The organism is Bifidobacterium sp. ESL0790 (assembly GCF_029395435.1).
In the GTDB taxonomy this organism is placed as follows: domain Bacteria; phylum Actinomycetota; class Actinomycetes; order Actinomycetales; family Bifidobacteriaceae; genus Bifidobacterium.
The window spans coordinates 1,546,203-1,568,111 of the sequence record NZ_CP113915.1 but is presented as its reverse complement, the minus strand read 5'-3'; the positions used below and the strand labels follow the sequence as shown (position 1 = coordinate 1,568,111).

Here is a 21,909-nt window from a genome sequence, read left to right as displayed (position 1 = left end):
GTGTCGGACATTGAACATCCCCACCCCGCCACGTCAGTTGTTGAAAAATCGAGAACCAGGATTTCCGTCACGCTCGTGAGATAGTGTGTAGAGTTCTGTAGTCGGCAGTGAAAGAGGCAATATTATGGTGAATGCTCAGGATGACGAGACGTATTCGGCGGCGGATTCGCGGCTGATCTGGATTGATTGCGAGATGACCGGGCTCGATATCTTCGGCGGCGACGAGCTGGTCGAGGTCTCCGTGGTGCCGACCGATTTCGATTTGAACGTGCTCGACGAGGGCGTGGACTTTGTCATCAAGCCGTCGCAGAAGGCCGTCGACCACATGGGCGACTTCGTGCGCGCGATGCACACCCGTTCCGGCCTGATCAACGAGTGGGAGAACGGACTGAGCCTGGCCGATGCCGAGAAGAAGGTCACCGAGTACGTCGCCCGATTTACTCCTGATGGGGTCAAGCCGCTGCTCGCCGGCAACACCATCGGCAGCGACAAGAAGTTCCTCGACCACTTCATGCCCGATTTTATGAGCCACCTGCACTATCGCAGCATCGACGTGAGCACCATCAAGGAGCTGGCGCGTCGTTGGTATCCGGCGGTCTACATGAACCGTCCGCCCAAGAACGGTGGTCATCGTGCGCTCGCCGACATCATCGAGTCGCTGGACGAGCTGCGCTACTATCGTGAGGCCTTCATGGCCCCGTCACCCGGCCCGGACGAGGCAGAAGCCAAGAAGATCGAGGCCGATATCGAGGCCACGAGTCTCATCAACAAGTAGATACGTGGCAGGAAAGGTGTTTTTCTCCTCAGTTACTATGTACTTAGTGGTGAAAAGCACCATTTCAGGCCGTTTCTGGTGCTTTTCCCACAGGTCGAGCACCAGACTGAGGAGAAAAGCATCTTTTTGAGACGTTTTTGGTGCTTTTCCCACAGTGTGGGCAGCGGGTGGGTGAGTGCCGGTTGAGTGAAGGAGTAGGGGTATGAAGCAGGCGGAGGCGCTGACGATTCTGGACGCGGGGGCGAACGCGTTCATCACCGGTGCGCCCGGTGCCGGCAAGACTTATGTACTCAACGAGTTCATCAAGTTGGCCCGCGCTCGCGGAGCCTCCGTTGCGGTCACCGCTTCCACTGGCATCGCCGCCACCCATATCAACGGGCAGACCATCCACTCGTGGAGTGGGGTCGGGGTCTCGCAGGTCATGACCGAGCAGCTGATGAAGCGCATCAGGTCGCGCCGCAAGCGCAAGATCGAGTCCGCCGACATCCTCGTCATCGATGAGGTGTCGATGCTGCCCGCATGGCTGTTCGATATGGTCGACAACGTCTGCCGCGTGCTGCGCCATAGCCCCGAGCCGTTCGGTGGCTTGCAGGTCGTGCTGTCCGGCGATTTCTTCCAGTTGCCGCCGGTCAAGAAGTCGTTCCGTCGCGACGACGTGCCGCCAAGCCCGGAATTCCTGATGTCACGCCAGCGTTACGCCGACGCGGGCAAGGACGCCGATGGCTTCGTCACCGAATCGTTGGTATGGGACGAGCTCAACCCGGTGGTCTGCTATCTCACCGAGCAGCACCGTCAGGACGACGGCCAGCTGCTGACGGTGCTCACTGACATCCGTGAGGGCGGCGTGACCCAGGAGGACCATGACGTGCTCGCCGGTCGCATGGGCAAGTCGCCAGCGGCGGGGGAGGTGGCCGTCCATCTTTTCCCGGTCAATCGCCAGGCCGACACGTTGAACGACCTTCGTCTCTCGCAGATTCACGATGAGACGCACGAGTACCACGCCGAATCCGCTGGTCCTGCCAATCTCATCAAACGACTCAAGAAGAACATGCTCGCCCCCGAGACGCTGGAGCTCAAAACGGGCGCCGCGGTCATGGCGCTGCGCAACGACGCCGACCACCAATATGTCAACGGATCCATCGGCAAGGTGGAAGGTTTCGTCTCCGAGGCCAAGGGCGGCTGGCCGATTGTCGCCTTCGAGAACGGCAACACGGTGACCATGAAGCAGGCGTCGTGGGAGATGATGGACGGCGAGACCGTGCTGGCCAGCGTCAAGCAGGTGCCGTTGCGCTGCGCGTGGGCCATCACCATCCACAAGTCCCAGGGCATGACGCTCGATCGCGCCGTGATGGATTTGCGCCGCACCTTCGCGCCGGGCATGGGCTACGTGGCGCTCTCGCGTGTGGAGAACCTCGACGGCCTTTACCTGGACGACATCAGTGAACGCGCGTTCCTCGTCTCACCCGACGCCGTGCTGCTCGACGGCAAGCTTCGCGACAACTCCAAGGCCGCCTGCGCCCGCCTCGCCGACGAGGGCAGCGAAGCCTTCACCAAGCAGGCCGCCGGCCAGCTACCCGACGACGATGACGAGTTCGCCCAGGACGAGCTGTTCTGAGTCTCAGTTACTTGGTGCTGAGCAGACGAAACAATTTCTTGTTTGCGTTTGGTATTTCGGAAAATCACGAATACTGGAGCGCACTTACCCGTTGCGTCGTCAGGCCGATGATCTTGGCGATGTCCGCCAGCTTGAACCCACGCTTGCGCAACGATGATATGGTGTGACGCGTCAACGCCGAGGCCTTGCTCTGAGCCTTTTCGGCCTCATCCCGTGCCTCCAACAGCTGGCTGACCATCTCATCGTCCCGCTCGTCGCCGAGCTTGATCTCGAGATGGACCGAATCGACGGGCTCTCCCAAGGCTTTCGCGGCGTCACCGACCATGGCCTCGACCTGATCGAGACGCCTGACCTGGGTGAAAAGCCCCGGCCGTTCGGGCACTTCGATGGCCCACCATGAGCCGGAACGAGTCGCGATCGCGGTGACTTCAGTGCTTGCCATCCAAGTTCCTTTCGAAATATCTGATGATGCTGGCCGCCGTGATCTCGTTGATCTCACGATGCCGCGGGATGGAGCTGCGCACATTCCCGATCGAGGCGATCGTATGGTTGCCGCCCTCGCGAAAGGTCAGGTCGAGATGGTGCGCACGTGCGATTTCCCTCAGTTTTCTTTCCAACTTCCTACGTTTCACATCATATTCCTTACCTATTGATATTTCAATTCAATGACTGTTGATTTTCGTTTTCAGATATGCCTATTTGGTTTTGCTGTTTTTCGCCAAGGTAAGGTTGTGAAATCAAGCTCAGCAAGCCGGAGCGGGTGGTGTGGTCGAACGGTCGGGGTTTTGGCGTGTTGTGACCCAATGTGGATAGTTCGAGACGTATCCACAACCGTGTCTTTTCACCGGTTCAATGTCGGCTCGCGCGAATATTTTAGGAACCATGACAAAAGCACTTCGTATGTCCACCATGTTCCTGCGCACGCTGCGCGAGGACCCCGCCGACGCCGACGTCGATTCGGCGCGCCTGCTCCAGCGAGCCGGCTATATCCGCAAGGCCGCGCCCGGCATCTGGACTTGGCTGCCGCTTGGTTTGAACGTCCTCAACAAGATCGAGGCCGTGATCCGCGAGGAGATGAACGGCATCGGCGGCCAGGAAGTCCATTTCCCGGCCCTGCTGCCGAAAGAGCCCTATGAAGCAACGCATCGTTGGGAGGAATACGGCGAAAACATCTTCCGTCTGAAGGACCGCCACGAGGCCGATTACCTGCTCGCCCCGACCCACGAGGAAATGTTCACCCTGCTGGTCAAGGACATGTACTCCTCGTACAAGGACCTGCCCGTCACGCTCTACCAGATCCAGACCAAGTACCGCGACGAGTTCCGCCCACGCGCCGGCCTCGTGCGCGGCCGTGAGTTCATCATGGAGGACGGCTACTCCTTCACCATCGACGAAGACGGGCTCAAGAAGGCCTACGTCGAGGAGCGCGACGCCTACGAGCGCATCTTCAAGCGCCTCGACTTGGGTTACATCATGGTCCACGCGGTCTCCGGCCCGATGGGCGGTTTCGAGTCGCAGGAGTTTCTGTCGCCGATGGCCATCGGGGAGGACACGTTCGCCAAGGCGCCGAGCGGCAAGGCATGGAACGTCGAAGCGCTGACGACACCTGAGGTCCTGGCCATCGATTGCTCCAAGACCCCGGCGATGAGTCTGCGCGACCTGCCCGACGCCGGCAGCATCGACGAGATGGTCAGCCAGTGCGACAAGCTCTATCCGCGCGAGGACGGCCGCGGCTGGGCGCAGACCGATATGCTCAAGAACGTGGTCATTGCGGTCAAGCACCCCGGCGAGCCTGATGACGAGATTGAAGAGCACCGCAAGCCATGGCGCGAGGTCGTCGTCGTGGCGCTGCCCGGCGATCGCCAGATCGACATGAAGCGTCTCGAGGCGCAGTTCGCGCCCGCCGAGATCGAGGAGGCCAATGAGGCTGACCTGAAGGCTCACCCGGAACTGGTCAAGGGCTATATCGGGCCCAAGGTGCTCGGTCCGCAAGCGCGCGTCGAGGGTTCCGCCATCAAGGATCCGGTGCGTTACTTGGTCGACGCTCATATCGCCGAGGGCTCCGCATGGGTCACCGGTGGCGACAAGGATGGTGTCGACGCCTTCGACATGGTCTATGGCCGTGATTTCAAGGCCGATGGCACCGTCGAGGCCACCGAGGTGCGCAATGGCGACATGAGCCCGGACGGCTCCGGCCCGCTGAGCTTCGAGCGCGGCGTGGAGATCGGACAGGTCTTCCAGCTCGGTCTCAAGTATTCCGAGGCGCTGGGCCTCAAGGTCCTGAATCAGAACGGCAAGGCCGTGCCGGTGTGGATGGGCAGCTATGGCATCGGCGTCTCGCGCGTCATGGCCTGCATCGCCGAGACCCACCACGATGAGAAGGGCCTGGCCTGGCCGGTCAACATCGCGCCCGCCGCGGTGCATGTGGTCGCCACGGGCAAGAAGGACGAGGCGTTCGACGGTGCCGAAAAGCTGGTCGCCGAGCTTGAGGCCAAGGGTCTTGAGGTCATCTACGACGACCGCAAGAAGGTCTCGCCTGGTGTCAAGTTCAAGGACGCCGAGCTGCTCGGCGTGCCGCTGGTCGCCGTGGTCGGCCGCGACTTCCTCAACGACGGCACCATCGAGGTGCGTGACCGCAACGGCGAGAACATGGTCAAGGTGCCTGCTGCCAAAGCCGCCCAGACCTTGGCCGAGCGGTATGCGGCAATGCGGTAAGCATATCTGTCGCTAATTCGATAATTGCGTCCGGTTGTTTCCACTAAGGGAACGACCGGACATTTTTTGATATGATAACGCGCTCCTTGCGCCGCATATGCCCGTATACTAATTTCGCAGTAGACACGCCATGTGAAAAGTAGCTTATTTCACGGTGTCAAGGTGCCCCCACTCCTGTATCATGAAAGCGTAATCGGACATGAGTCGCAGACTCGATTTATCGGTTTGTGGCAAGATGTTCACAGTGCGGTTTCGGGAACACATGACATTTCCCCTGATCGCAACAAAGAAAGAAGGCAACGATGCAGAATCTAACCGTTTTGGGCACTGGTGTGCTGGGCTCCCAGATCATTTTCCAGTCCGCCTACATGGGCAAGAACGTGGTGGCCTACGATATCAGCGACGAGATCCTCTCGAAGCTCCCGGAGCGCTGGGAATATCTGAAGAAGCAGTACAAGAACGACATTCCCGACGCCACCGACGAGAAGCTCGACGCCGCGGTCTCGCGCATTCGCGCCACCGCTGATATCAAGGATGCGCTCAAGGACGCCGACATCGTCATCGAGGCTGTTCCCGAGCGTCTTGACATCAAGCAGGACACCTGGAAGAAGGTCAGCGAGAACGCGCCGGCCAAGACCGTCTTCTGCACCAACTCCTCGACGCTGCTGCCGAGCAAGATGGCGCCGTTCACCGACCGCCCCGAGAAGTTCCTGAGCCTGCACTTCGCCAACGAGATCTGGAAGTTCAACACCGGCGAGGTCATGGCCCAGCCGAAGACCGATCCGGCCGTGTTCGAAGAGGTCGCACAGTTCGCCAAGGAGATCGGCATGGTCCCGATCCGCGTGAAGAAGGAGCAGCCGGGCTACCTGCTCAACTCGCTGCTGGTGCCGCTGCTCAACGCCGCCGCGGACCTGTGGGTGCGAGGCGTGGCTTCCGCCGAGGACATCGACGCCACCTGGCGCATCGCCACCGGCGCCCCCGCCGGTCCGTTCCAGATTTACGACACCGTCGGCATGATGACTCCCTACAACCTCTCCAAGGACAGCAAGGACCCGGTGCAACGCGAGTTCGCCGAGCGCATCAAGAAGGAGTACATCGACAAGGGCAAGCTGGGCAAGTCCACCGGCCACGGCTTCTACGACTATGAGTGATTGACCTGATCGCCTTCGCGCGCATTCATCCGGAAGATAACGGGCGGTAGAGTTTCCCGCTTAATGGAAGTCAGGTGAAGCGAAAGTAACGCAAGGCAATGGGTGCTCTAGGTTCGGTGGCGGCGCCGCGTATCGTTTGGTACGTGGCGTCGCCACCGTTTTGCTGGTTAGACTCGTTTTGCTGAGTCTATTCGTTTCGGCAATCCGCTGTGAGATGCTGTGAAAGGCGATTCATAAAAGTGCTGTTGTCCTCAAAGTGCAGTCATATATATGGCCATATGTTATATAAATCACTAAAATATATGTCAAAATGACAAGTATTGTACAAAATGCTTTTTTATAATGAAATTGAGGAATGACGAAAAGGCAACAGTGGTCTCAAGTTTTCCTTAGGTTTTCAAAGGTTTCAAGCTTCCAATAGCGTAAGTTTGAAATGATTGACGAAAGAGGACAATGATGCAGAATCTAACGGTTTTGGGCACGGGTAATCTTGGGTCTCAGATTATTTTCCAGTCCGCGTACCATGGCAAGAACGTGACGGCCTACGATATCAGCGACGAGGTCCTGGCGAAGTTGCCGGCCCGCTGGGAGCAGCTCAAGGAATGCTACAAGCGTGATGTCGAAGGTGCGACGGACGAGAAGCTCGATGCGGCGGTGGCCCACATCCGCCCGACCGCCGATATGAAGGATGCCCTGAAGGACGCCGACATCGTGATCGAGGCCGTTCCCGAAAGACTGGACATCAAGCAGGACACCTGGAAGAAGGTCAGTGAGAACGCGCCGGCCAAGACGATCTTCTGCACCAACTCCTCGACCTTGCCGCCAAGCAAGCTCGTCTCGTTCACCGATCGTCCTGAGAAGTTCCTGTGCCTGCATTTCGCCAATGAGGTGTGGAAATACAACATCGGCGAGGTGATGATGCAGCCGAAGACCGACCCGGCCGTCTTCGAGCAGGTCGCGCAGTTCGCCGAGGAGATCGGCATGGTCCCGATTCGTATCTATAAGGAGCAGCCGGGCTATGTGGTCAACTCCCTGTCGGTGCCGCTGCTTGACGCCGGCGGTGACTTGTGGGTGCGTGGTGTGGCCTCGTTCGAGGACATCGACAAGACCTGGCGCATCGCCACCGGCTCGCCCATGGGGCCGTTCCAGCTGATCGACTTCGTCGGCATGATGACGCCGTACAACCTGATGAAGGATTCCCCGAATCCGGTCAAGAAGGAATTCGCCCGTCGTCTCAAGGTGGATTACATCGACAAGGGGCGTCTGGGCAAGATCAACGGCCACGGCTTCTACGACTATGAGTGATCTTGGCTGTTGATGATTGCTGCTGTTGGTGATTGCTGGACGGCGCTTTTTCGTAGGTGTTGTTTGGGATGTATAGGGCGTCGCGCATCTTCGGGTGTGCGGCGCCTTTTGCGTGCTCGGAGAAGTGTTTGCTAGGAGTATATTGCGAGGCTTTATCCGTGGGGGGGCAAACCCGTAAGGCCATATCTAACAGATAAAGCCATTTTGCATCCGGGCTTGCTTTTCATTGAAAGTTATCCACAATAAATTTCCTGACGTGGTGGATGGCTCGAAAATTATCCACATTTTTGGCGCGACACGCCGGGACCCCCAACCGTTCGACCACAGTGCCCGTTTTCACCACTGTTTCAATTCGATTCGCCGCATACTGGGGTCACCGCAGGAACCGTGGGATCGATCAGCCGGAAAGACGCGTGCGGCGCTGGCGCAAACCGTGGCGCGTGCATCTCATCCGGACGGTTCCTGCAGTCCAACTCAGGCGAAAGGCGTATGGCGGAAGCCACGGAACAAAGGAGCAAGCATGGCGCAACAAGGTGTGGTGACGATTTCGGGATTTGTGGGTGCCGACCCGCAGAGTTTCGGCAAGGAGGGAGGTCCGGCCGCATGTTCGTTCAGGATTGGCTGCACCCCACGGTATTTCAACGTGACGGCCAACGAATGGCGTGACCGGCCGACCACATGGCTGACGGTCAAGGCGTTCCGCATGCTGGCGGTGAACGTGCTCTCCAGCGTGCACAAGGGCGACCCGGTGGTGGCCACGGGCAACCTGGTCACCGAGGAGTGGACCCGTGATGGCACGACGCACACCAAGATGGTGATGGAGGCGACGAGCGTCGGGCATGATCTGAGCTTCGGCATGTCGGTCTTTCAACGGGTCAAGCCCGGCGAGAAGGGCGCGGGCGGCGCGAACGGCCAAGGCGGGCAAGCCAAGGAGCTGAGCGGGCAGGATGCGAATGCTAGTGGGCAGGTTGGTAATGGCTCATCGGCATCTTTGGCAGCCAATTCGGACCAAGGCGCGACGCATGAGACCGTGGGTGTCGGGGCGAAAGACGGCGTAGGCCTCGATGGCAGTGAAGGGGCCGGCGACGATCCCTGGGATGGAAGCCCGGTGCTCGGTCCGCAGGAGGAGTCAGCTCAACGTCAGCCGGTATCCGTCGGTTAAAGAGCTAGACTTCACGGTTTGGCGTCTGGGTCGCGAACCTATCTATTGCTGAAAGCTAAACAGTAAGAAAGGAGTGGAAGGCAATCAGATATGGCTGTTCCGCGCAGTAGGCGACGAATCTGGTCATGGATGGAACCAGCAATAGGGCAGACATAACAATATCGCCTTGGTTTTCACACGCTTACCAGGCGCGGAAACCAAGGCGATGGACGCGATAGGCGGGGGACTACCAGATATGCACGCGCTCGGAGGGAGCGAGCCACAGCTTCTGTTCGGGGCTCACGTCGAAGGCCTGGTAGAAGAGATTGACGTTGCGCACGATACCGTTGGTGCGGAATTCGGCGGGGGAGTGCGGGTCGATCTGTAGGTACTGCTCGGTCAACTCCACACGCTGCGCCGTCCTCCAGATCGAGGCGTAGCTCAGGAAGAAGCGCTGCAGGCCGGTGAATCCGTCGAGCGTCGGGGCCTGGGCCAGCGTGCGGGCCACACCTTCGTCGGAACCGTCGAGCGGCTGGCCGTTGGCCTTGTCAATCGCGAAGGCGTAGGCCTTCAACGAGATGTTGACCCCGCTCAGGTCGCCGATGTTCTCGCCGATGGTGAGCGCGCCGTTGACGTGCGGCGCCTTGTCCGGGTTGTCGGCGTACTTCTCCTGGAGCTGCGAGGGCACGAAGCCGTTGTACTGCTCGATGAGCGCGCCGGTCAGCTTCTCGAAGTTGGCCTTGTCGCTCTTGGTCCACCAGTCGTGGAGCTTGCCATCGCCGTCGTACTGGCTGCCTTGGTCGTCGAAGCCGTGGCCGATCTCGTGGCCGATCACCGCGCCGATGCCGCCGTAGTTCGCGGCGTCGTCCGCTTCGGGGTTGAAGAAGGGAGGTTGGAGGATCGCGGCCGGGAAGACGATGACGTTCATCGACGGCTCGTAATAGGCGTTGACCGTCTGCGGATTCATCAGCCATTCCTCACGGTCCACCGTCTTGCCGACCTTGGCCAGCTGGAAGCCGAGCTCGTAGATCGTGGCGGCGCGCAGGTTGTCGACCAGGCTCGCACCGGGGCGGATGTCGAGCGCGGTGTAGTCGCGCCAATGGTTGGTGTAGCCGATCATCGGGGTGAACTTCGAGAGCTTCTCGAGCGCCTTCGTCTTGGTGTCGTCGCCAAGCCACGCGCTGTCGGTGATGGAGACGCGGTAGCCCTCGATGAGGTTCGAGACCAGCTGTTCCATGCGCTCCTTCGAGCTTTCGGGGAAGTGGCGTTTGACATATTCGCGCCCGACCTCCTCGCCGCAGACGCCGTTGACGGTGGCCACGCCACGCTTCCAGCGGTCACGCTGCTTCTTGGCCCCGGAAAGCGTGCGGCCGTAGAAGTCAAAATGCGTCTTGTCGAAGTCGGAGCTCAGCGCGCTGGCCCAGCCGGAGATCAGCGAGACCCTCGCCCACAGCTTGAGCTCGTCGAGCGAGGCCTGGTTCCAGAAGGCGTCGAGCCCGGTCAGGAAGCTCGGCTCATGCACGATGACGCGCGAGAACGCCGCCTTGAGGTCGATCGGCTGGGCGACCGCGGCGGGGGAGGCGTCGTAGGCCTGCTGCCAGGCGTCGATCCAGGTGGTGATGTCGAAGCCGGCCAATGTGGCGGCCAGGTCGGCGAAATCCGTGGGATTGTTGGTCTTCTGCGAGTCCCTAGTGGCCACGTTGTCCCAATGGTTGGCGGCGATGCGGGTCTCGACGTCGAGCAGACGTTGCGGGTCCTCCTGGGCCGTGGCGGCATCGCCGTAACCAGCCAGCGTCAGCAGCCTGGCGACCATCGCGGTGTACTGCTCGCGGATGGGGGCGTACTGGTCCTGACGGTAGTAGGCCTCGTCGGGCAGCCCGATGCCGCCCTGCTCGATATGCAGGATGTTGTGCTCGGGGTCCTCGGGGTCGCCGTAGACGCCGAAGTCGAAGAGGTCGGGGCCGCCGGTGACGTTGAGCGTGCCGAGCGCCTTGGTCAGCTCGGCCTTGCTCTGCGCCCCGTCGACGAGCTTCAAATCGGAGGCGATGGGGGTGATGCCCGCCTTGTTGATGGCGTCGGTGTCGAGGAAGGAGCGGTAGAGGCTTTGCGATTTGCGTGCGGGGCAATTCTCGTCCTCGAGGATGTCGCGGATCTGCGCTTCGGCGTCCTCCGCGAGCTTGTCGAACGCGCCATAGCGGGAGCGGTCGTCCGGCAGGTCGTAGGTGTCGATCCATGGTCCGTTGACGTAGCGGAAGAGGTCGTCGCCGGGGTTGATGGTGCTGGAGAATGAGGTCGTATCAAGGCCTGAAACCAAAGGTGTAGACATGTGTCCACTGTATCGGCGTTCGCTGACAAGGAGGGGTGGTGGAAATGGTCGTGCAACAAGCTAAATTAGGCACTTCTAACTTAGATGTCTGCCTTGGTCGCGTGCCGTGAAACGGCTCGGAATAGCCTGCGCCGTTCATGTGTTGGGTAATACGACGGACCGGCGGATATCATGCTGGTCTCACGCAATGGGTGAATCCCAAAGGAGTCGATATGACCAACACCGATATGAACGGCAATGGTGACAACGCGGGCGGGCAGGCCCCGCAAAACCAAGGCGCGGCCAACGGGTATGGCCCGTACGCCAGCGACCCGAATCAATACGATCAACAGTATGGCAATCAGCAATACGGTAACCAGCAATATGGCAATCCGAACATGAACCAGCAGAACGCCCAGCCCGGCAGCAACGAATGGTGGCGGATGAACCCCTTCAAGCTCGCCGAGGAATGGCTGCCGAACCAGGCCAAGAAGACGATCCGCATCATCTACGGCATCGTCGGCGTCGTGGCCGTGCTGCTCGGCCTGGCCCTCCTGATCTGGCCGGGCAAGACCCTCGTGGTCTTCGCGGTCGCCCTGGGCCTTTACTTCCTGATCTCCGGCGCCATCCGAGTGGTCGGCGCGATCGTCGAGAACGGGCTGCCGGGAGGTTGGCGCGTGCTTGACATCCTCGTCGGCATCCTCTTGGTGATCGGCGGCGTTGTGATGCTCAAGAACACGGCGCTTTCCACCGCCATGCTCACCATCTTGGTCACCTTGGCCGTCGGCATCGGCTGGATCATGGAGGGCATCATGGCTCTGGTGGAGACCTGGCGTCTGCCGAGCTCGGGCTGGGCCATCTTCTACGGCGTCATCTCGATCCTCGCCGGCATCGTCGTGCTCTTCTCCCCGTTCGCCTCGATGATCTGGCTGATCATCTTCGCCGGATGCGCCATGCTTGTCATGGGCGTGGTCGCCATCGTGCGTGCCTTCCGTTTCGGCAAGCACTGAGAGTGGCATATTAAACGCCTCTGGCCTTGTTGGAAGTTTCGTTTCGACGTGGCCGGGGGCGTTTTGTCATGCGGGATTTCGCCATGGCCGGCCCCGCGTCGTCAGCCCTCGCCGATTGTTGGGCGAGCGAAGTAGGGTGAAGGCATGATCGAATTGAAAACACCAAAGGAAATCGCCTCGATGAAGGTCGCAGGCCGCTTCGTCGGCAGCATCCTCAAAGAGCTGAAGGAGACCACCAAGGTCGGCACCAACCTGCTCGAGATCGACGACCTGGTGCGCCGCCGCATCGAAAGCCGCAAGGGCGCCGAATCCTGCTACGTCGACTACGCCCCCGACTTCGGCACCGGCCCATTCAAACATTACATCTGCGTCTCCGTCAACGATGCCGTGCTGCACGGCGTGCCTTATGACTACAACCTCAAGGACGGTGACTTGGTGAGCCTCGACCTCGCCATCAGCGTCGACGGCTGGTGCGGCGACTCGGCCGTCAGCTTCGTGGTCGGCAGCGACCCGGACCCGGACGACCTGGCGCTCATCAAGTGCACCGAGGAGGCGCTCGCGGCCGGCATCGCGGCGGCCCAGCCCGGCAACCGCTTGGGCGACGTTTCCGCTGCGGTCGGTGACGTGGCGCACGAGCATGGCTATACCGTCAACATGGAGTTCGGCGGCCATGGCATCGGCCATGTGATGCACGGCGACCCGTTCGTGCCCAACGACGGCAAGGCGCATCATGGCTACAAGCTGCGTCCGGGCCTCACCATCGCGATCGAGCCCTGGTTCATGAAGACCACCGACGAGATCTACCAGGACGCCAAGGACGGCTGGACGCTGCGCAGCTCCGACGGCTCCAACGGCGCCCACAGCGAGCACACCATCGCCATTACCGACAACGGCCCGGAGATCCTGACCGTCCGCGAGTAGCGATTTCCGATGAGATAGGTCTGGTTTTCTCACCTTCTCCTCGCCTGTTGATGGCACTCATGGATTCGCTCCATGGGTGCCATCTTGTATCCCTTGCTCTCTGCCGCATGGTGCGGCATGCTGCGTGGCCAGACAATCGGTGGGGTGTACGCTACGTGGACATCGTGCCGGCGAGTTTACATTCATGCAATAAGGTGTGTCTCATCGTGGATGGCGCAAGGCCCCGATACCAAGGAAAGGCGGATGTGATGGTGCAGGCGAAACTCAATGTGGACGCGGGTGAGTTCGATCTGCCCGTCGTGAAGGCCACCGAGGGCGCCGACGGCATCGCGATATCCGGGCTCAAGAAGGACGGGTTCGTCGCCTTCGATCCGGGTTTCCTGGCCACCGCGCAATGCGAATCGAAAATCACCTATATCGACGGGCAGAACTCCATCCTGCGCTATCGCGGCTACCCAATCGAGCAGCTGTGCGAGCAATCCGATTTCCTCGAGGTCGCCTGGCTGCTCCAGCACGGCGAGCTGCCCACGAAGTCCGAATACGACCAGTTCTGCCTCGACCTGAACCACCGCACCATGGTGGGCGAGGACTTCCGCAGCTTCATGGCCTCGTTCCCGCGCTCGGCCCAGCCGATGAGCGTGCTCGCCTCGGCCATCAACGCCCTGGGCGCCTTCTATCCGAGCACCACCGACATCAGTGACCCGGACCAGCTCGACGAGTCCGCGCGCATCATCATGGCCAAGGCGCGAACCATCGTCAGCTACATTTATCGCCGTCGCCGCGATGAGCCGATGCTCTACCCGGACGTCGCCCGTGGCTATGTCGACGATTTCCTACGCATGTGCTTCGCGGTGCCCTACGAATCGTACGAATCCGACGAGCTCTCCATCCACGCGCTGGGCCGCCTGCTCATCATCCACGCCGACCACGAGCAGAACTGCTCCACCTCCGTGGTGCGCATCGCCGGCAGCGCCCACGCCAACCTCTATTCCGCCGTCGCCGCCGGCGTCAACGCGCTTTCCGGGCCGTTGCATGGCGGCGCGAACGAAGCGGTGCTGCGTCAGTTGGAGGTCATCAGGGATTCCGGCGAAAGCGTGGCCCAGTTCGTCGACAAGGCGAAGAAAAGCGGCACCCGCATCTCCGGCTTCGGCCATCGTGTCTACAAATGCTACGATCCGCGCGCGGTGGTGGCCAAGCACTATCTCGAGCAGCTCATGGCGCGAGGTGACGTCGACAACCGCCTGCCCGCCGACGAACGTACGCTGTTCGCCATCGCCACGGAGCTGGAGGACATCGCCACGCACGACGACTATTTCGTCTCCAGGCACCTTTACCCGAACGTCGACTTCTACACCGGTCTGCTCTACCGGGTCATCGGCTTCGACCCGGCCATGTTCACCCCGCTCTTCGCGTTGGGGCGTATCCCCGGTTGGATCGCGCAATACCGCGAGATGCTGGCCGATCCGCAGACCAAGATTGGCCGTCCGCGCCAGGTCTACACCGGCGAAACCCAGCGCGACTACGTGCCGATGGATCAGCGTTAGGTTTCAAGACACAAGTCGGGGGATAGGTTTTCGGGAATGGCGGAAAATGGCCAATCTGAAAAACCTATCTACCGACTTGTGCGGAGTGATAGGGAAGACTCACGGCACTAAACGTTTGATGGAATGTGTTCTGTGTGTCAGTGCTGCAAAGGTGTAGCAGTGAAGGTGGAAGCGCGGTGGGATTAAACACAAGTCGGGGGATAGGTTTTCGGGAATGGCGGAAAGTGGCCAATCTGAAAAACCTATCCCCCGACTTGTGCGGAGCTCCCCTCAGTTCTTATGCAGCTTCTCGTTGAGGGCGATGCCGACTTTGCGGTAGCGCGCCTCGATAGCCCCGGTCACCGAGTTGCGGATGAAGAGGATGTTGTCCTTCCCCGAGAGCTCGGATCCCTTGACGACCTCAAGCGGCTCACCCGCGGCGATCTTGGCCTTGTCGTGGATGGTGATCTTCGTGCCGGCGGTGACATAAAGGCCCGCTTCGACCACGCAGTTGTCTCCCAAAGAGATACCGATGCCGGCGTTGGCACCCAAAAGGCTGTGCTCGCCAATGGAGTTGCGCAGCTTGCCGCCGCCGGAGAGCGTGCCCATGATGGACGAGCCGCCACCGACGTCGGAGCCGTCGCCGACGACGACGCCTTGCGAGACCCGTCCCTCGATCATGCAGGTGCCGAGCGTGCCGGCATTGAAGTTGACGAACCCGGCGTGCATCACCGTGGTGCCGGGGGCCAGATGGGCGCCGAGGCGCACGCGGTCCGCGTCGCCGATGCGCACGCCCTCGGGGGCCACATAGTCGACCATGCGCGGGAACTTGTCGATGGCGAGCACGTTGACGTCGACGTGCGGGGCGGGCATGCCGCCGGCCACCACGCCCGATTTCGCCACAGCGTTCATCACATCCATCTTGCGCAACGCGAAGTTCTCGGCGGCGAACGGTCCGTAGTTGGTCCACACGACGTTGGCCAACTTAGCAAAGATACCGTCGAGGTTGATGGTGTTCGGCTCGACCATGCACATGCTCAGCAGGTGCAGGCGCAGATAGGCGTCGGCCGCGTCGACGATGGGGGAGTCGATGGACGAGACGGTGAAGACCGCCTCGCGTCGCACTCCGCGCGCGTCCGGCTCGCTGTGCTCGAGCGCGCCGAATCCGTGGTTGGGGCGGCTCTCCTTGCTCGGCGCCGCGCCGATCTCAAGCTTCGGGTACCACACGTCCAACGTGTTGCCCTCCGCGTCGATCGAGGCCAGGCCCCAGCCCCAGGCTGTGCGTTCTTCGCTCATGCTTGCTCCTAACTAGTCTTCATGGAATAGGTATCTTCCCAATCTAGCCTAAATGACCATCCCCGTGCGGGCAAGGCCCATAACGTGACGGATTCCGGCGATGCCGAGGCGCTTGGTTAATCGCCTATGTCCGATATACTGAATGTTTGTGGGTGATTACAAAAAAGAACGCGAACGCCGCGAAAACCGCCGCCGCAACATCGTGCGCGCGGTGTGCGTAGTCGTGGCCGCGGCCATGCTGATGGCATTGGTGATTCCCGCGATCTATGCGGGTCTTTGACGACCTTGGCATTCGCGTCGGGATGATGCGTGGGTGCGGCCGGGCCGCCGCCATTGGGTTTGCCGGTATAGGCGGGTGATGGTGGGCCAAAGAGAGGCCGCTGGCTATGCGCCCGCCCAAGTCATCGCCCCTTATAGACGCAAAAGGTCAGCAAGTTTTCAGTGAGGATATATAAGGTAGGCCACGATGGCAGAATTTGATTTTTCGCAGGCGCTGGGCGAGGCGCGCAAGAAGTACGAGACAATCGAGAAGGCGTTGGACGTCGAAAGGCTCAAGTCCGAGATCGACGAGCTTGAAAAGGAGGCGTCGGCGCCGAATCTTTGGGACGACGTCGAGAACGCGCAGAAGATTACCAGCCGGCTTTCCAACAAGCAGGGTCTGATCAAGAAGCTCGATTCGCTTTCGAGCCGCCTTGACGACATCGAAACCCTTTACGAATTGGGTCAGGAAGAGAATGACGCCGATTCGATGAACGAGGCCCAGAGCGGCGTGGAGGCCCTGCAGAAGGACCTTGACGAGATGGAGATCCAGACGCTGCTCGACGGCGAATACGACGAGCGTAGCGCCGTGGTGACCATCCGAAGCGGTGCCGGCGGCGTGGACGCGGCCGATTTCGCCCAGATGCTCCTGCGCATGTACCTGCGTTGGGCCGAGCGCAACGGCTACAAGACCAAGGTGATGGACACCTCCTACGCCGAGGAGGCTGGCATCAAGTCGGCCACCTTCCAGGTCGACGCGCCCTACGCCTACGGCCGTCTTTCCGTGGAGGGCGGCACCCACCGCCTGGTCCGCATCTCGCCCTTCGACAACCAGGGCCGCCGCCAGACCAGCTTCGCCGCCGTCGAGGTGGTGCCGCTGGTGGAGGAGACCGACCACATCGACATCCCCGATTCCGATATCCGCGTGGACACCTACTGCTCTTCGGGCCCCGGCGGCCAGGGCGTCAACACCACGTATTCCGCGGTGCGCATCACCCACTTGCCCACCAACATCGTGGTGACCATGCAGGACGAGCGCAGCCAGATCCAGAACCGCGCCGCCGCCATGGCCGTGCTCCAGTCCCGCCTGCTCGTGCTGCGCCACGAGGCCGAGGCCAAGAAGAAGAAGGAGCTCGCCGGCGACATCAAGGCCAGCTGGGGCGACCAGATGCGCTCCTACGTGCTGCACCCCTATCAGATGGTTAAGGACCTGCGCACGGGCTACGAGACCAGCCAGACCCAGGCCGTTTTCGACGGCGACATCAACGGTTTCATTGACGCGGGCATCCGCTGGCGCCACGAGCAGCGCCGCCAGGACGCGATCGAGGCCGAGGAGAACGGGAAGAACTAGCGGTAATGGATGGTGCGGCGCACTGGTGCCGCGCAGTTCGTACAATGAAATAGGCGTTGGCAACAAGGTAAGGATGACGACATGGCGTTGATTACATTGGACAAGGTCACCAAGATCTATCCCAAGGGCACACGCCCGGCGTTGGATTGCGTGAGTCTCGACGTGGAGCGTGGCGACTTCGTCTTCCTGGTCGGCGCCTCGGGCTCCGGCAAGACCACGCTGCTGAGCCTGCTGCTCTGCGAGGAGGAGGCCACCGACGGCGAGATCCGCGTGGCCGGCAACGACCTGCGACGTCTCACCTCGCGCCAAATCCCGCAGTACCGCCGTTCCATCGGCTTCGTCTTCCAGGACTACAAGCTGCTCAACAACAAGACCGTCTGGCAGAACGTCGCCTTCGCGCTCGAGGTCATCGGCACCCGCCGCTCGACCATCAAGTCGCTGGTCCCCAAGGTCCTCGAGACCGTGGGCCTGACCGGCAAGGAAAAGAACTATCCGCGCGAGCTCTCCGGCGGCGAGGCCCAGCGCGTGGCCATCGCCCGCGCCTACGTCAACCATCCGCAGATCCTGCTGGCCGACGAGCCCACCGGCAACCTCGACCCCACCACCTCGCTGGGCATCATGGAGGTGCTCGACGCCATCAACCGCACCGGCACCACCATCGTCATGGCCACCCACAACGAGGAGATCGTCAACTCCATGCGCAAGCGCGTCGTGGAGCTGCATTCGGGCAAGATCGTGCGCGACGAGCAGAACGGCAGCTACGATTCGGCGCTCTACTTCCCCGACGCGGAGGTGGAGTCGAAGGCCAAGCGCGTCATCAATCCTTACATGAAGGGCGCGGGGGCCGGCGTGGCCTCGTCGCCTTCGCAGATTCAAGCCGGCAAGGGTGCCTCCCGCGCCGCCGTCGCCAAGCAGGCCGTCAACGTCGTCGCGGACGCGGTGGCCCAAGGCAGCGGCGAGAACGAGGGCATCGCGCGTCTTGCCAATTCCGTGCATTCCGGCAGGACTGGCCACTACGGTGAGGCCTTCCAGTCCGCCGAGACCACCATGACCTGGGGCAAGGGCCTGAGCGAGGCCGAGGTGACCAGCGTGCGCGACGCGATCTCCGACAGGACGATCATCAACGCCGACGCCGGGGAGCCCAAGAAGCCCGCCGCCAAGACTTCCGCGGCGAGCAAGGGGGAGGCCGCGAAGGCCAAGAGCAAGGCGAAGGCCAAGGTCGTCAACGCCAAGGTCGCCAAGGCTCCCGCCGCCTCGCCGTCGCTGCCACCCGTGCCGCCCGCGCCGAAGGCCAACGCGAAAGCCGCGGGCAAGGCCAAGAGATCGAAATACGACGACCGCGTCCAAGGCGAGGGCCAGGGCGAATCCAGCAACAAGGGGGATCAGCGATGAGAATGCGGTTCATACTTTCCGAGACCTGGACGAGCCTTCGCCAGAACGTCTCCATGATCCTTTCGGTCATGCTCGTCACCTTCATCTCCTTCGTCTTCATCGGTGCCTCCGGCCTCATGCAGGCCCAGGTCACCAAGGCCAAGGGCGACTGGTACAAGGAGGTCGAGGTGGTCGTCTGGCTCTGCCCGGACGGCACCAGCCAGGCCGCCAACTGCTCGGCGGGCAAGGCCCCGAGCCAGCAGGAGATCGTGCAGCTCGAGGAGAAGATCCACCGCGACCTCAACAACGAGGTCTCCAAGGTCACCTACGAGAGCCGTGAGGACTTCTACAAGCACACCTTCCTCAAGCAATACCCCAACGGCGTCTACGAGGGCCGCACCCTCACCGCCGCCGACATGCAGGATTCGCTGCGCCTGAAGCTCAAGGACCCCACCAAGTACCAGGAGGTCTCCGAGACCCTGACCGGCAACAACGGCGTCGAGGAGGTGCTCGACCAACGCCAGATCTTCGATCCCGTCTTCAACATCCTCAACAAGGCCACCGTGGTCACGGTCGTGCTGGCGGTGGTGATGGTCGTGGTCGCGGTCATGCTCACCGGCACCACGATTCGCATGAGCGCGGCGAGCCGGCGCAACGAGACCGAGATCATGCGCCTGGTGGGCGCCTCGAACTGGACGATACGATTGCCGTTCATCCTCGAGGGCGTCTTCGCCTCGCTGATCGGCTCACTGCTTTCGGCGGCCACGCTGAGCGTGATCGTGAAGGTGTTCATCACCGACTGGCTGGCCAAGACGGTGCAGTGGATGCCTTATATCGACCAGAAGACGGTGTGGCTGATGGCCCCCGTACTCGTGGTCGGCGCGGTGCTGCTCTCCGCGTGCGCCTCGGCGGTCTCGCTGCGTCGCTATCTCAAGGCGTGATGAGTTGTATCGCAGAATATGTGAAGAAGTATTGAGCTGCCTGACAAACCTTCAGGTGGATACGTTACAATGGTAAGTCCGAAGCAAGAAAGGTGAATTCCATGCGCAAGCAGAAGCAAGTGACCGCGGCCTTCAGCATCCTGATCGCCACAGCCACGTTGTGTGGCACTGCGGCGATGACCATGACGGCCAACGTAGGGCAGGCTCAGGCATCCACCATGAGCCAGTACCAGCAGGCCGCCGCCAGCCAGGCCGACCTGAAGAGCCAGCTGGCCGGGGTCGACAGCGACCTGGCCAACCAGATCCTGCAGCTCAACGATTTGACGAACAACCAGATTCCCGCCGCCCAGGCCGCGGCGCAGAACGCCCAGCAGGGCGCCGACCAGGCGAAGAACCTGGCGCAGGCCACCTCCGACCGCCTCGCGGCCGCCCAGAAAGACAAGGCCGATCTCGAAGCCAAGATCGCGCAGACCGGCGCCGATTTCGATGACGCCAAGGCGGGCGTGGCCGCCCAGGCCCGTGAGAGCTTCCATGGCTCCGACGCCGCCGACGTGATGAACGTGGTCACCAAGTCCGGCACCACCAAGGATTTCGTCGACAAGATGCAGTCCTCCGCCGCGGTCACTCGCAGCGAGGCCAACGCCGCGAACGCCGACGCCAACACGCTCGGCACCTCGATGAACCGCAAGCAGCGTCTCGCCGCCATCGAGACCCAGATTTCCACGTTGAAGGACCAGGCCGACAGCCAGGCCGCCAGCGCGCAGCAGGCCGCCGAGTCGGCGCAGGCCCAGCAGAGCAGCCTGCAGGCCTTGCGAGACCAGGGCGCCCAGGCGCGCGCGAGCCTCGAATCGCAGAAGAGCTCGCTGACCTCGCAGTCCGCGCAGCAGGCAGCCGAACTCGCCATCCTGCAGTCACAGATCGATTCCCAGAACGAGCAAATGGGCTACCAGCAGCAGAGCGCGAGCCAAGGCACCAGCCAGGCCGGCAGCTCGAGCTACATTCCCAGCAACCCGTCTCCTGTCGCTGCACCGGGACCTGTCTATGGTGGTGGCGGCCACCCCTCCGGTGACTCCGGCAACGCCTATCCTCCGCGCCAGTGCACCGAGTGGGCCTATCTCCGTCGTCACCAGCTCGGCCTGCCCGTTGGATCCTACTTCGGCAACGGTGGCCAGTGGGCCAATTCCGCCCGCAGCCTCGGCTACCAGGTCGACAGGACCCCGTCATTCGGCGCCATCGTCGTCTTCTACCCGGGCCAGAGCGTCGGCGGCCATTGGATCGCCGACCCCTACTACGGGCATGTGGCCATCGTCGAGGGCGTGTGGGGCAACACCATCGCCATCTCTGAGGGCGGCACCGGTTTCGCCACCTTCCCGGCCAATGAGGTGTTGAACGACGCCTACAACTACGAATACATCCATAACTGATTTAGAAGTTCAGTTCGGTTAAACTCGGGCGCGCCATTCGCAACAGGATGGCGCGCTTGTGTTATGGTCGGAATATCATGCTCTCGAAGGTCGACTCCCAGAGGTCGGCGAACTGGCACAATCGTTCGGATTCGTGGCGATACGATGGCTGAGGCGCAATGCAGCCTGACGAACCAGCTGGAACCATGAACCGGGAATGCGGGCAAGGCCAGAGCTGTTGGTATATCGGATGCCAGGCACGAGTGAGGAATCAGGCGTAAGGAAAAGGACATGGCGAAGGAACAGGGCACGAAGATGATCGCGCAGAACCGCAAGGCTCGGCACAACTACACCATCGAGGACCATTACGAGGCCGGGCTGGTGCTCACCGGCACCGAGGTCAAGTCGCTGCGCGAGGGCAGGGCGTCGCTCGCGGAGTCATTCGTCTCTATCGACCGCAATGGGGAGATGTGGCTGGAAGGCGCGAACATCCCCGAATACCTCAACGGCACATGGAACAACCACGCGCCCAAGCGCAAGCGCAAGCTCCTGTTGCACGCCTCGCAGATCGCTAAGCTCACCCGCCAGACCGAGGCCAAGGGCTACACGATCGTCCCGCTGAGCCTTTACTTCAAGGACGGGCGCGTGAAGGCCGAGATTGCCCTGGCCCGGGGCAAGAAGGAATACGACAAGCGCCAGGCGTTGCGTGAGGCTCAGGACAACCGCGAGGCGTTGCGCGCGATGCGCTACGCCAACAAGCTCGTGCGTTGAGTGCGGCGGCTCGACTAAAAGGGGAGTCGCCCACTCGAGAAATCCGGCCAAGATGGC

At 61.5% G+C, this 21,909-nt stretch carries 19 protein-coding genes; 15 read left to right on the top strand and 4 right to left on the bottom strand.

Going from position 1 to position 21,909, the window contains the following annotated elements; all coding sequences use genetic code 11:
* Positions 1 to 124: 124 nt before the first annotated feature.
* Positions 125 to 775: an oligoribonuclease gene (gene orn / locus OZY47_RS05840; RefSeq protein WP_277177414.1), complete on the top strand. Its 651-nt coding sequence runs from the start codon at positions 125 to 127 to the stop codon at positions 773 to 775.
* 202 nt (positions 776 to 977) lie between these two features.
* Positions 978 to 2,390 carry a PIF1 family DEAD/DEAH box helicase gene (locus OZY47_RS05835; protein WP_277177413.1) on the top strand — a complete coding sequence of 471 codons (1,413 nt, stop codon included), beginning with the start codon at positions 978 to 980 and terminating at the stop codon, positions 2,388 to 2,390.
* A gap of 64 nt (positions 2,391 to 2,454) precedes the next feature.
* On the opposite strand, the gene OZY47_RS05830 is transcribed toward OZY47_RS05835, so the two are convergent.
* Together OZY47_RS05830 and OZY47_RS05825 are read right to left on the bottom strand one after the other, a co-directional pair.
* Positions 2,455 to 2,832 (bottom strand): XRE family transcriptional regulator, encoded by a 378-nt coding sequence (locus OZY47_RS05830; RefSeq protein ID WP_277177412.1) that lies wholly within the window; start codon positions 2,830 to 2,832, stop codon positions 2,455 to 2,457.
* On the bottom strand, positions 2,819 to 3,022 hold the full coding sequence (locus tag OZY47_RS05825) for a hypothetical protein (protein WP_277177411.1): 204 nt from the start codon (positions 3,020 to 3,022) through the stop codon (positions 2,819 to 2,821). The genes OZY47_RS05830 and OZY47_RS05825 overlap by 14 nt, the downstream gene beginning before the upstream one ends.
* A gap of 268 nt (positions 3,023 to 3,290) precedes the next feature.
* Here OZY47_RS05825 and OZY47_RS05820 point away from each other — a divergent pair, with 268 nt between their 5' ends.
* The 4 genes from OZY47_RS05820 (at position 3,291) to OZY47_RS05805 (ending at position 8,723) form a co-directional block, all read left to right on the top strand.
* On the top strand, positions 3,291 to 5,105 hold the full coding sequence (locus OZY47_RS05820) for a proline--tRNA ligase (protein ID WP_277179181.1): 1,815 nt from the start codon (positions 3,291 to 3,293) through the stop codon (positions 5,103 to 5,105).
* Positions 5,106 to 5,407: 302 nt separating this feature from the next.
* On the top strand, positions 5,408 to 6,256 hold the full coding sequence (locus tag OZY47_RS05815; RefSeq protein WP_277177410.1) for a 3-hydroxyacyl-CoA dehydrogenase: 849 nt from the start codon (positions 5,408 to 5,410) through the stop codon (positions 6,254 to 6,256).
* A gap of 453 nt (positions 6,257 to 6,709) precedes the next feature.
* Positions 6,710 to 7,561 carry a 3-hydroxyacyl-CoA dehydrogenase gene (locus OZY47_RS05810; protein WP_277177409.1) on the top strand — a complete coding sequence of 284 codons (852 nt, stop codon included), beginning with the start codon at positions 6,710 to 6,712 and terminating at the stop codon, positions 7,559 to 7,561.
* Positions 7,562 to 8,081: 520 nt separating this feature from the next.
* Positions 8,082 to 8,723, top strand: coding sequence for a single-stranded DNA-binding protein (locus tag OZY47_RS05805; protein WP_277177408.1), 642 nt, complete (start codon positions 8,082 to 8,084; stop codon positions 8,721 to 8,723).
* Between the two features lie 226 nt (positions 8,724 to 8,949).
* Here OZY47_RS05805 and OZY47_RS05800 read toward each other — a convergent pair whose 3' ends face one another.
* Positions 8,950 to 11,028 carry a M13-type metalloendopeptidase gene (locus tag OZY47_RS05800; protein WP_277177407.1) on the bottom strand — a complete coding sequence of 693 codons (2,079 nt, stop codon included), beginning with the start codon at positions 11,026 to 11,028 and terminating at the stop codon, positions 8,950 to 8,952.
* Between the two features lie 212 nt (positions 11,029 to 11,240).
* On the opposite strand from OZY47_RS05800, the gene OZY47_RS05795 reads away from it, so the two are divergent.
* The 3 genes from OZY47_RS05795 (at position 11,241) to OZY47_RS05785 (ending at position 14,482) form a co-directional block, all read left to right on the top strand.
* On the top strand, positions 11,241 to 12,017 hold the full coding sequence (locus tag OZY47_RS05795) for an HdeD family acid-resistance protein (protein ID WP_277177406.1): 777 nt from the start codon (positions 11,241 to 11,243) through the stop codon (positions 12,015 to 12,017).
* 144 nt (positions 12,018 to 12,161) lie between these two features.
* Positions 12,162 to 12,938, top strand: a complete 777-nt coding sequence (gene map, locus OZY47_RS05790; RefSeq protein ID WP_277177405.1) for a type I methionyl aminopeptidase — start codon at positions 12,162 to 12,164, stop codon at positions 12,936 to 12,938.
* 248 nt (positions 12,939 to 13,186) lie between these two features.
* A complete protein-coding gene (locus OZY47_RS05785; protein ID WP_277177404.1) occupies positions 13,187 to 14,482 on the top strand; it encodes a citrate synthase in 1,296 nt (431 codons plus the stop codon).
* A 270-nt stretch (positions 14,483 to 14,752) separates the two neighbouring features.
* On the opposite strand, the gene dapD is transcribed toward OZY47_RS05785, so the two are convergent.
* The gene (gene dapD / locus OZY47_RS05780; RefSeq protein ID WP_277177403.1) at positions 14,753 to 15,757 is read right to left on the bottom strand and encodes a 2,3,4,5-tetrahydropyridine-2,6-dicarboxylate N-succinyltransferase; all 1,005 of its coding nucleotides are present in this window, start codon (positions 15,755 to 15,757) and stop codon (positions 14,753 to 14,755) included.
* A 148-nt stretch (positions 15,758 to 15,905) separates the two neighbouring features.
* Here dapD and OZY47_RS05775 point away from each other — a divergent pair, with 148 nt between their 5' ends.
* From OZY47_RS05775 to smpB, 6 genes are all read left to right on the top strand, one after another.
* On the top strand, positions 15,906 to 16,037 hold the full coding sequence (locus tag OZY47_RS05775; protein WP_277177402.1) for a hypothetical protein: 132 nt from the start codon (positions 15,906 to 15,908) through the stop codon (positions 16,035 to 16,037).
* Positions 16,038 to 16,223: 186 nt separating this feature from the next.
* Positions 16,224 to 17,366, top strand: a complete 1,143-nt coding sequence (gene prfB / locus OZY47_RS05770) for a peptide chain release factor 2 (protein WP_277177401.1) — start codon at positions 16,224 to 16,226, stop codon at positions 17,364 to 17,366.
* Between the two features lie 81 nt (positions 17,367 to 17,447).
* The gene (ftsE, locus tag OZY47_RS05765; RefSeq protein ID WP_277177400.1) at positions 17,448 to 18,758 is read left to right on the top strand and encodes a cell division ATP-binding protein FtsE; all 1,311 of its coding nucleotides are present in this window, start codon (positions 17,448 to 17,450) and stop codon (positions 18,756 to 18,758) included.
* A complete protein-coding gene (gene ftsX / locus OZY47_RS05760; protein ID WP_277177399.1) occupies positions 18,755 to 19,678 on the top strand; it encodes a permease-like cell division protein FtsX in 924 nt (307 codons plus the stop codon). Before ftsE ends, ftsX begins: the two co-directional genes overlap by 4 nt.
* Before the next feature lie 101 nt (positions 19,679 to 19,779).
* Positions 19,780 to 21,102, top strand: a complete 1,323-nt coding sequence (locus OZY47_RS05755; protein ID WP_277177398.1) for a CHAP domain-containing protein — start codon at positions 19,780 to 19,782, stop codon at positions 21,100 to 21,102.
* 270 nt (positions 21,103 to 21,372) lie between these two features.
* Positions 21,373 to 21,852, top strand: coding sequence for an SsrA-binding protein SmpB (smpB, locus tag OZY47_RS05750; protein ID WP_277177397.1), 480 nt, complete (start codon positions 21,373 to 21,375; stop codon positions 21,850 to 21,852).
* Positions 21,853 to 21,909: the final 57 nt, after the last annotated feature.

Excerpts from the sequence above, each read along its gene's own strand:
- orn (WP_277177414.1), top strand. The coding sequence starts at position 125 with ATGGTGAATGCTCAGGATGACGAGACGTATTCGGCGGCGGATTCGCGG.
- OZY47_RS05835 (WP_277177413.1), top strand. The coding sequence starts at position 978 with ATGAAGCAGGCGGAGGCGCTGACGATTCTGGACGCGGGGGCGAACGCG.
- OZY47_RS05830 (WP_277177412.1), bottom strand. The coding sequence starts at position 2,832 with ATGGCAAGCACTGAAGTCACCGCGATCGCGACTCGTTCCGGCTCATGG.
- OZY47_RS05820 (WP_277179181.1), top strand. The coding sequence starts at position 3,291 with ATGTCCACCATGTTCCTGCGCACGCTGCGCGAGGACCCCGCCGACGCC.
- OZY47_RS05815 (WP_277177410.1), top strand. The coding sequence starts at position 5,408 with ATGCAGAATCTAACCGTTTTGGGCACTGGTGTGCTGGGCTCCCAGATC.
- OZY47_RS05810 (WP_277177409.1), top strand. The coding sequence starts at position 6,710 with ATGATGCAGAATCTAACGGTTTTGGGCACGGGTAATCTTGGGTCTCAG.
- OZY47_RS05805 (WP_277177408.1), top strand. The coding sequence starts at position 8,082 with ATGGCGCAACAAGGTGTGGTGACGATTTCGGGATTTGTGGGTGCCGAC.
- OZY47_RS05800 (WP_277177407.1), bottom strand. The coding sequence starts at position 11,028 with ATGTCTACACCTTTGGTTTCAGGCCTTGATACGACCTCATTCTCCAGC.
- OZY47_RS05795 (WP_277177406.1), top strand. The coding sequence starts at position 11,241 with ATGACCAACACCGATATGAACGGCAATGGTGACAACGCGGGCGGGCAG.
- map (WP_277177405.1), top strand. The coding sequence starts at position 12,162 with ATGATCGAATTGAAAACACCAAAGGAAATCGCCTCGATGAAGGTCGCA.
- OZY47_RS05785 (WP_277177404.1), top strand. The coding sequence starts at position 13,187 with ATGGTGCAGGCGAAACTCAATGTGGACGCGGGTGAGTTCGATCTGCCC.
- dapD (WP_277177403.1), bottom strand. The coding sequence starts at position 15,757 with ATGAGCGAAGAACGCACAGCCTGGGGCTGGGGCCTGGCCTCGATCGAC.
- prfB (WP_277177401.1), top strand. The coding sequence starts at position 16,224 with ATGGCAGAATTTGATTTTTCGCAGGCGCTGGGCGAGGCGCGCAAGAAG.
- ftsE (WP_277177400.1), top strand. The coding sequence starts at position 17,448 with ATGGCGTTGATTACATTGGACAAGGTCACCAAGATCTATCCCAAGGGC.
- ftsX (WP_277177399.1), top strand. The coding sequence starts at position 18,755 with ATGAGAATGCGGTTCATACTTTCCGAGACCTGGACGAGCCTTCGCCAG.
- OZY47_RS05755 (WP_277177398.1), top strand. The coding sequence starts at position 19,780 with ATGCGCAAGCAGAAGCAAGTGACCGCGGCCTTCAGCATCCTGATCGCC.
- smpB (WP_277177397.1), top strand. The coding sequence starts at position 21,373 with ATGGCGAAGGAACAGGGCACGAAGATGATCGCGCAGAACCGCAAGGCT.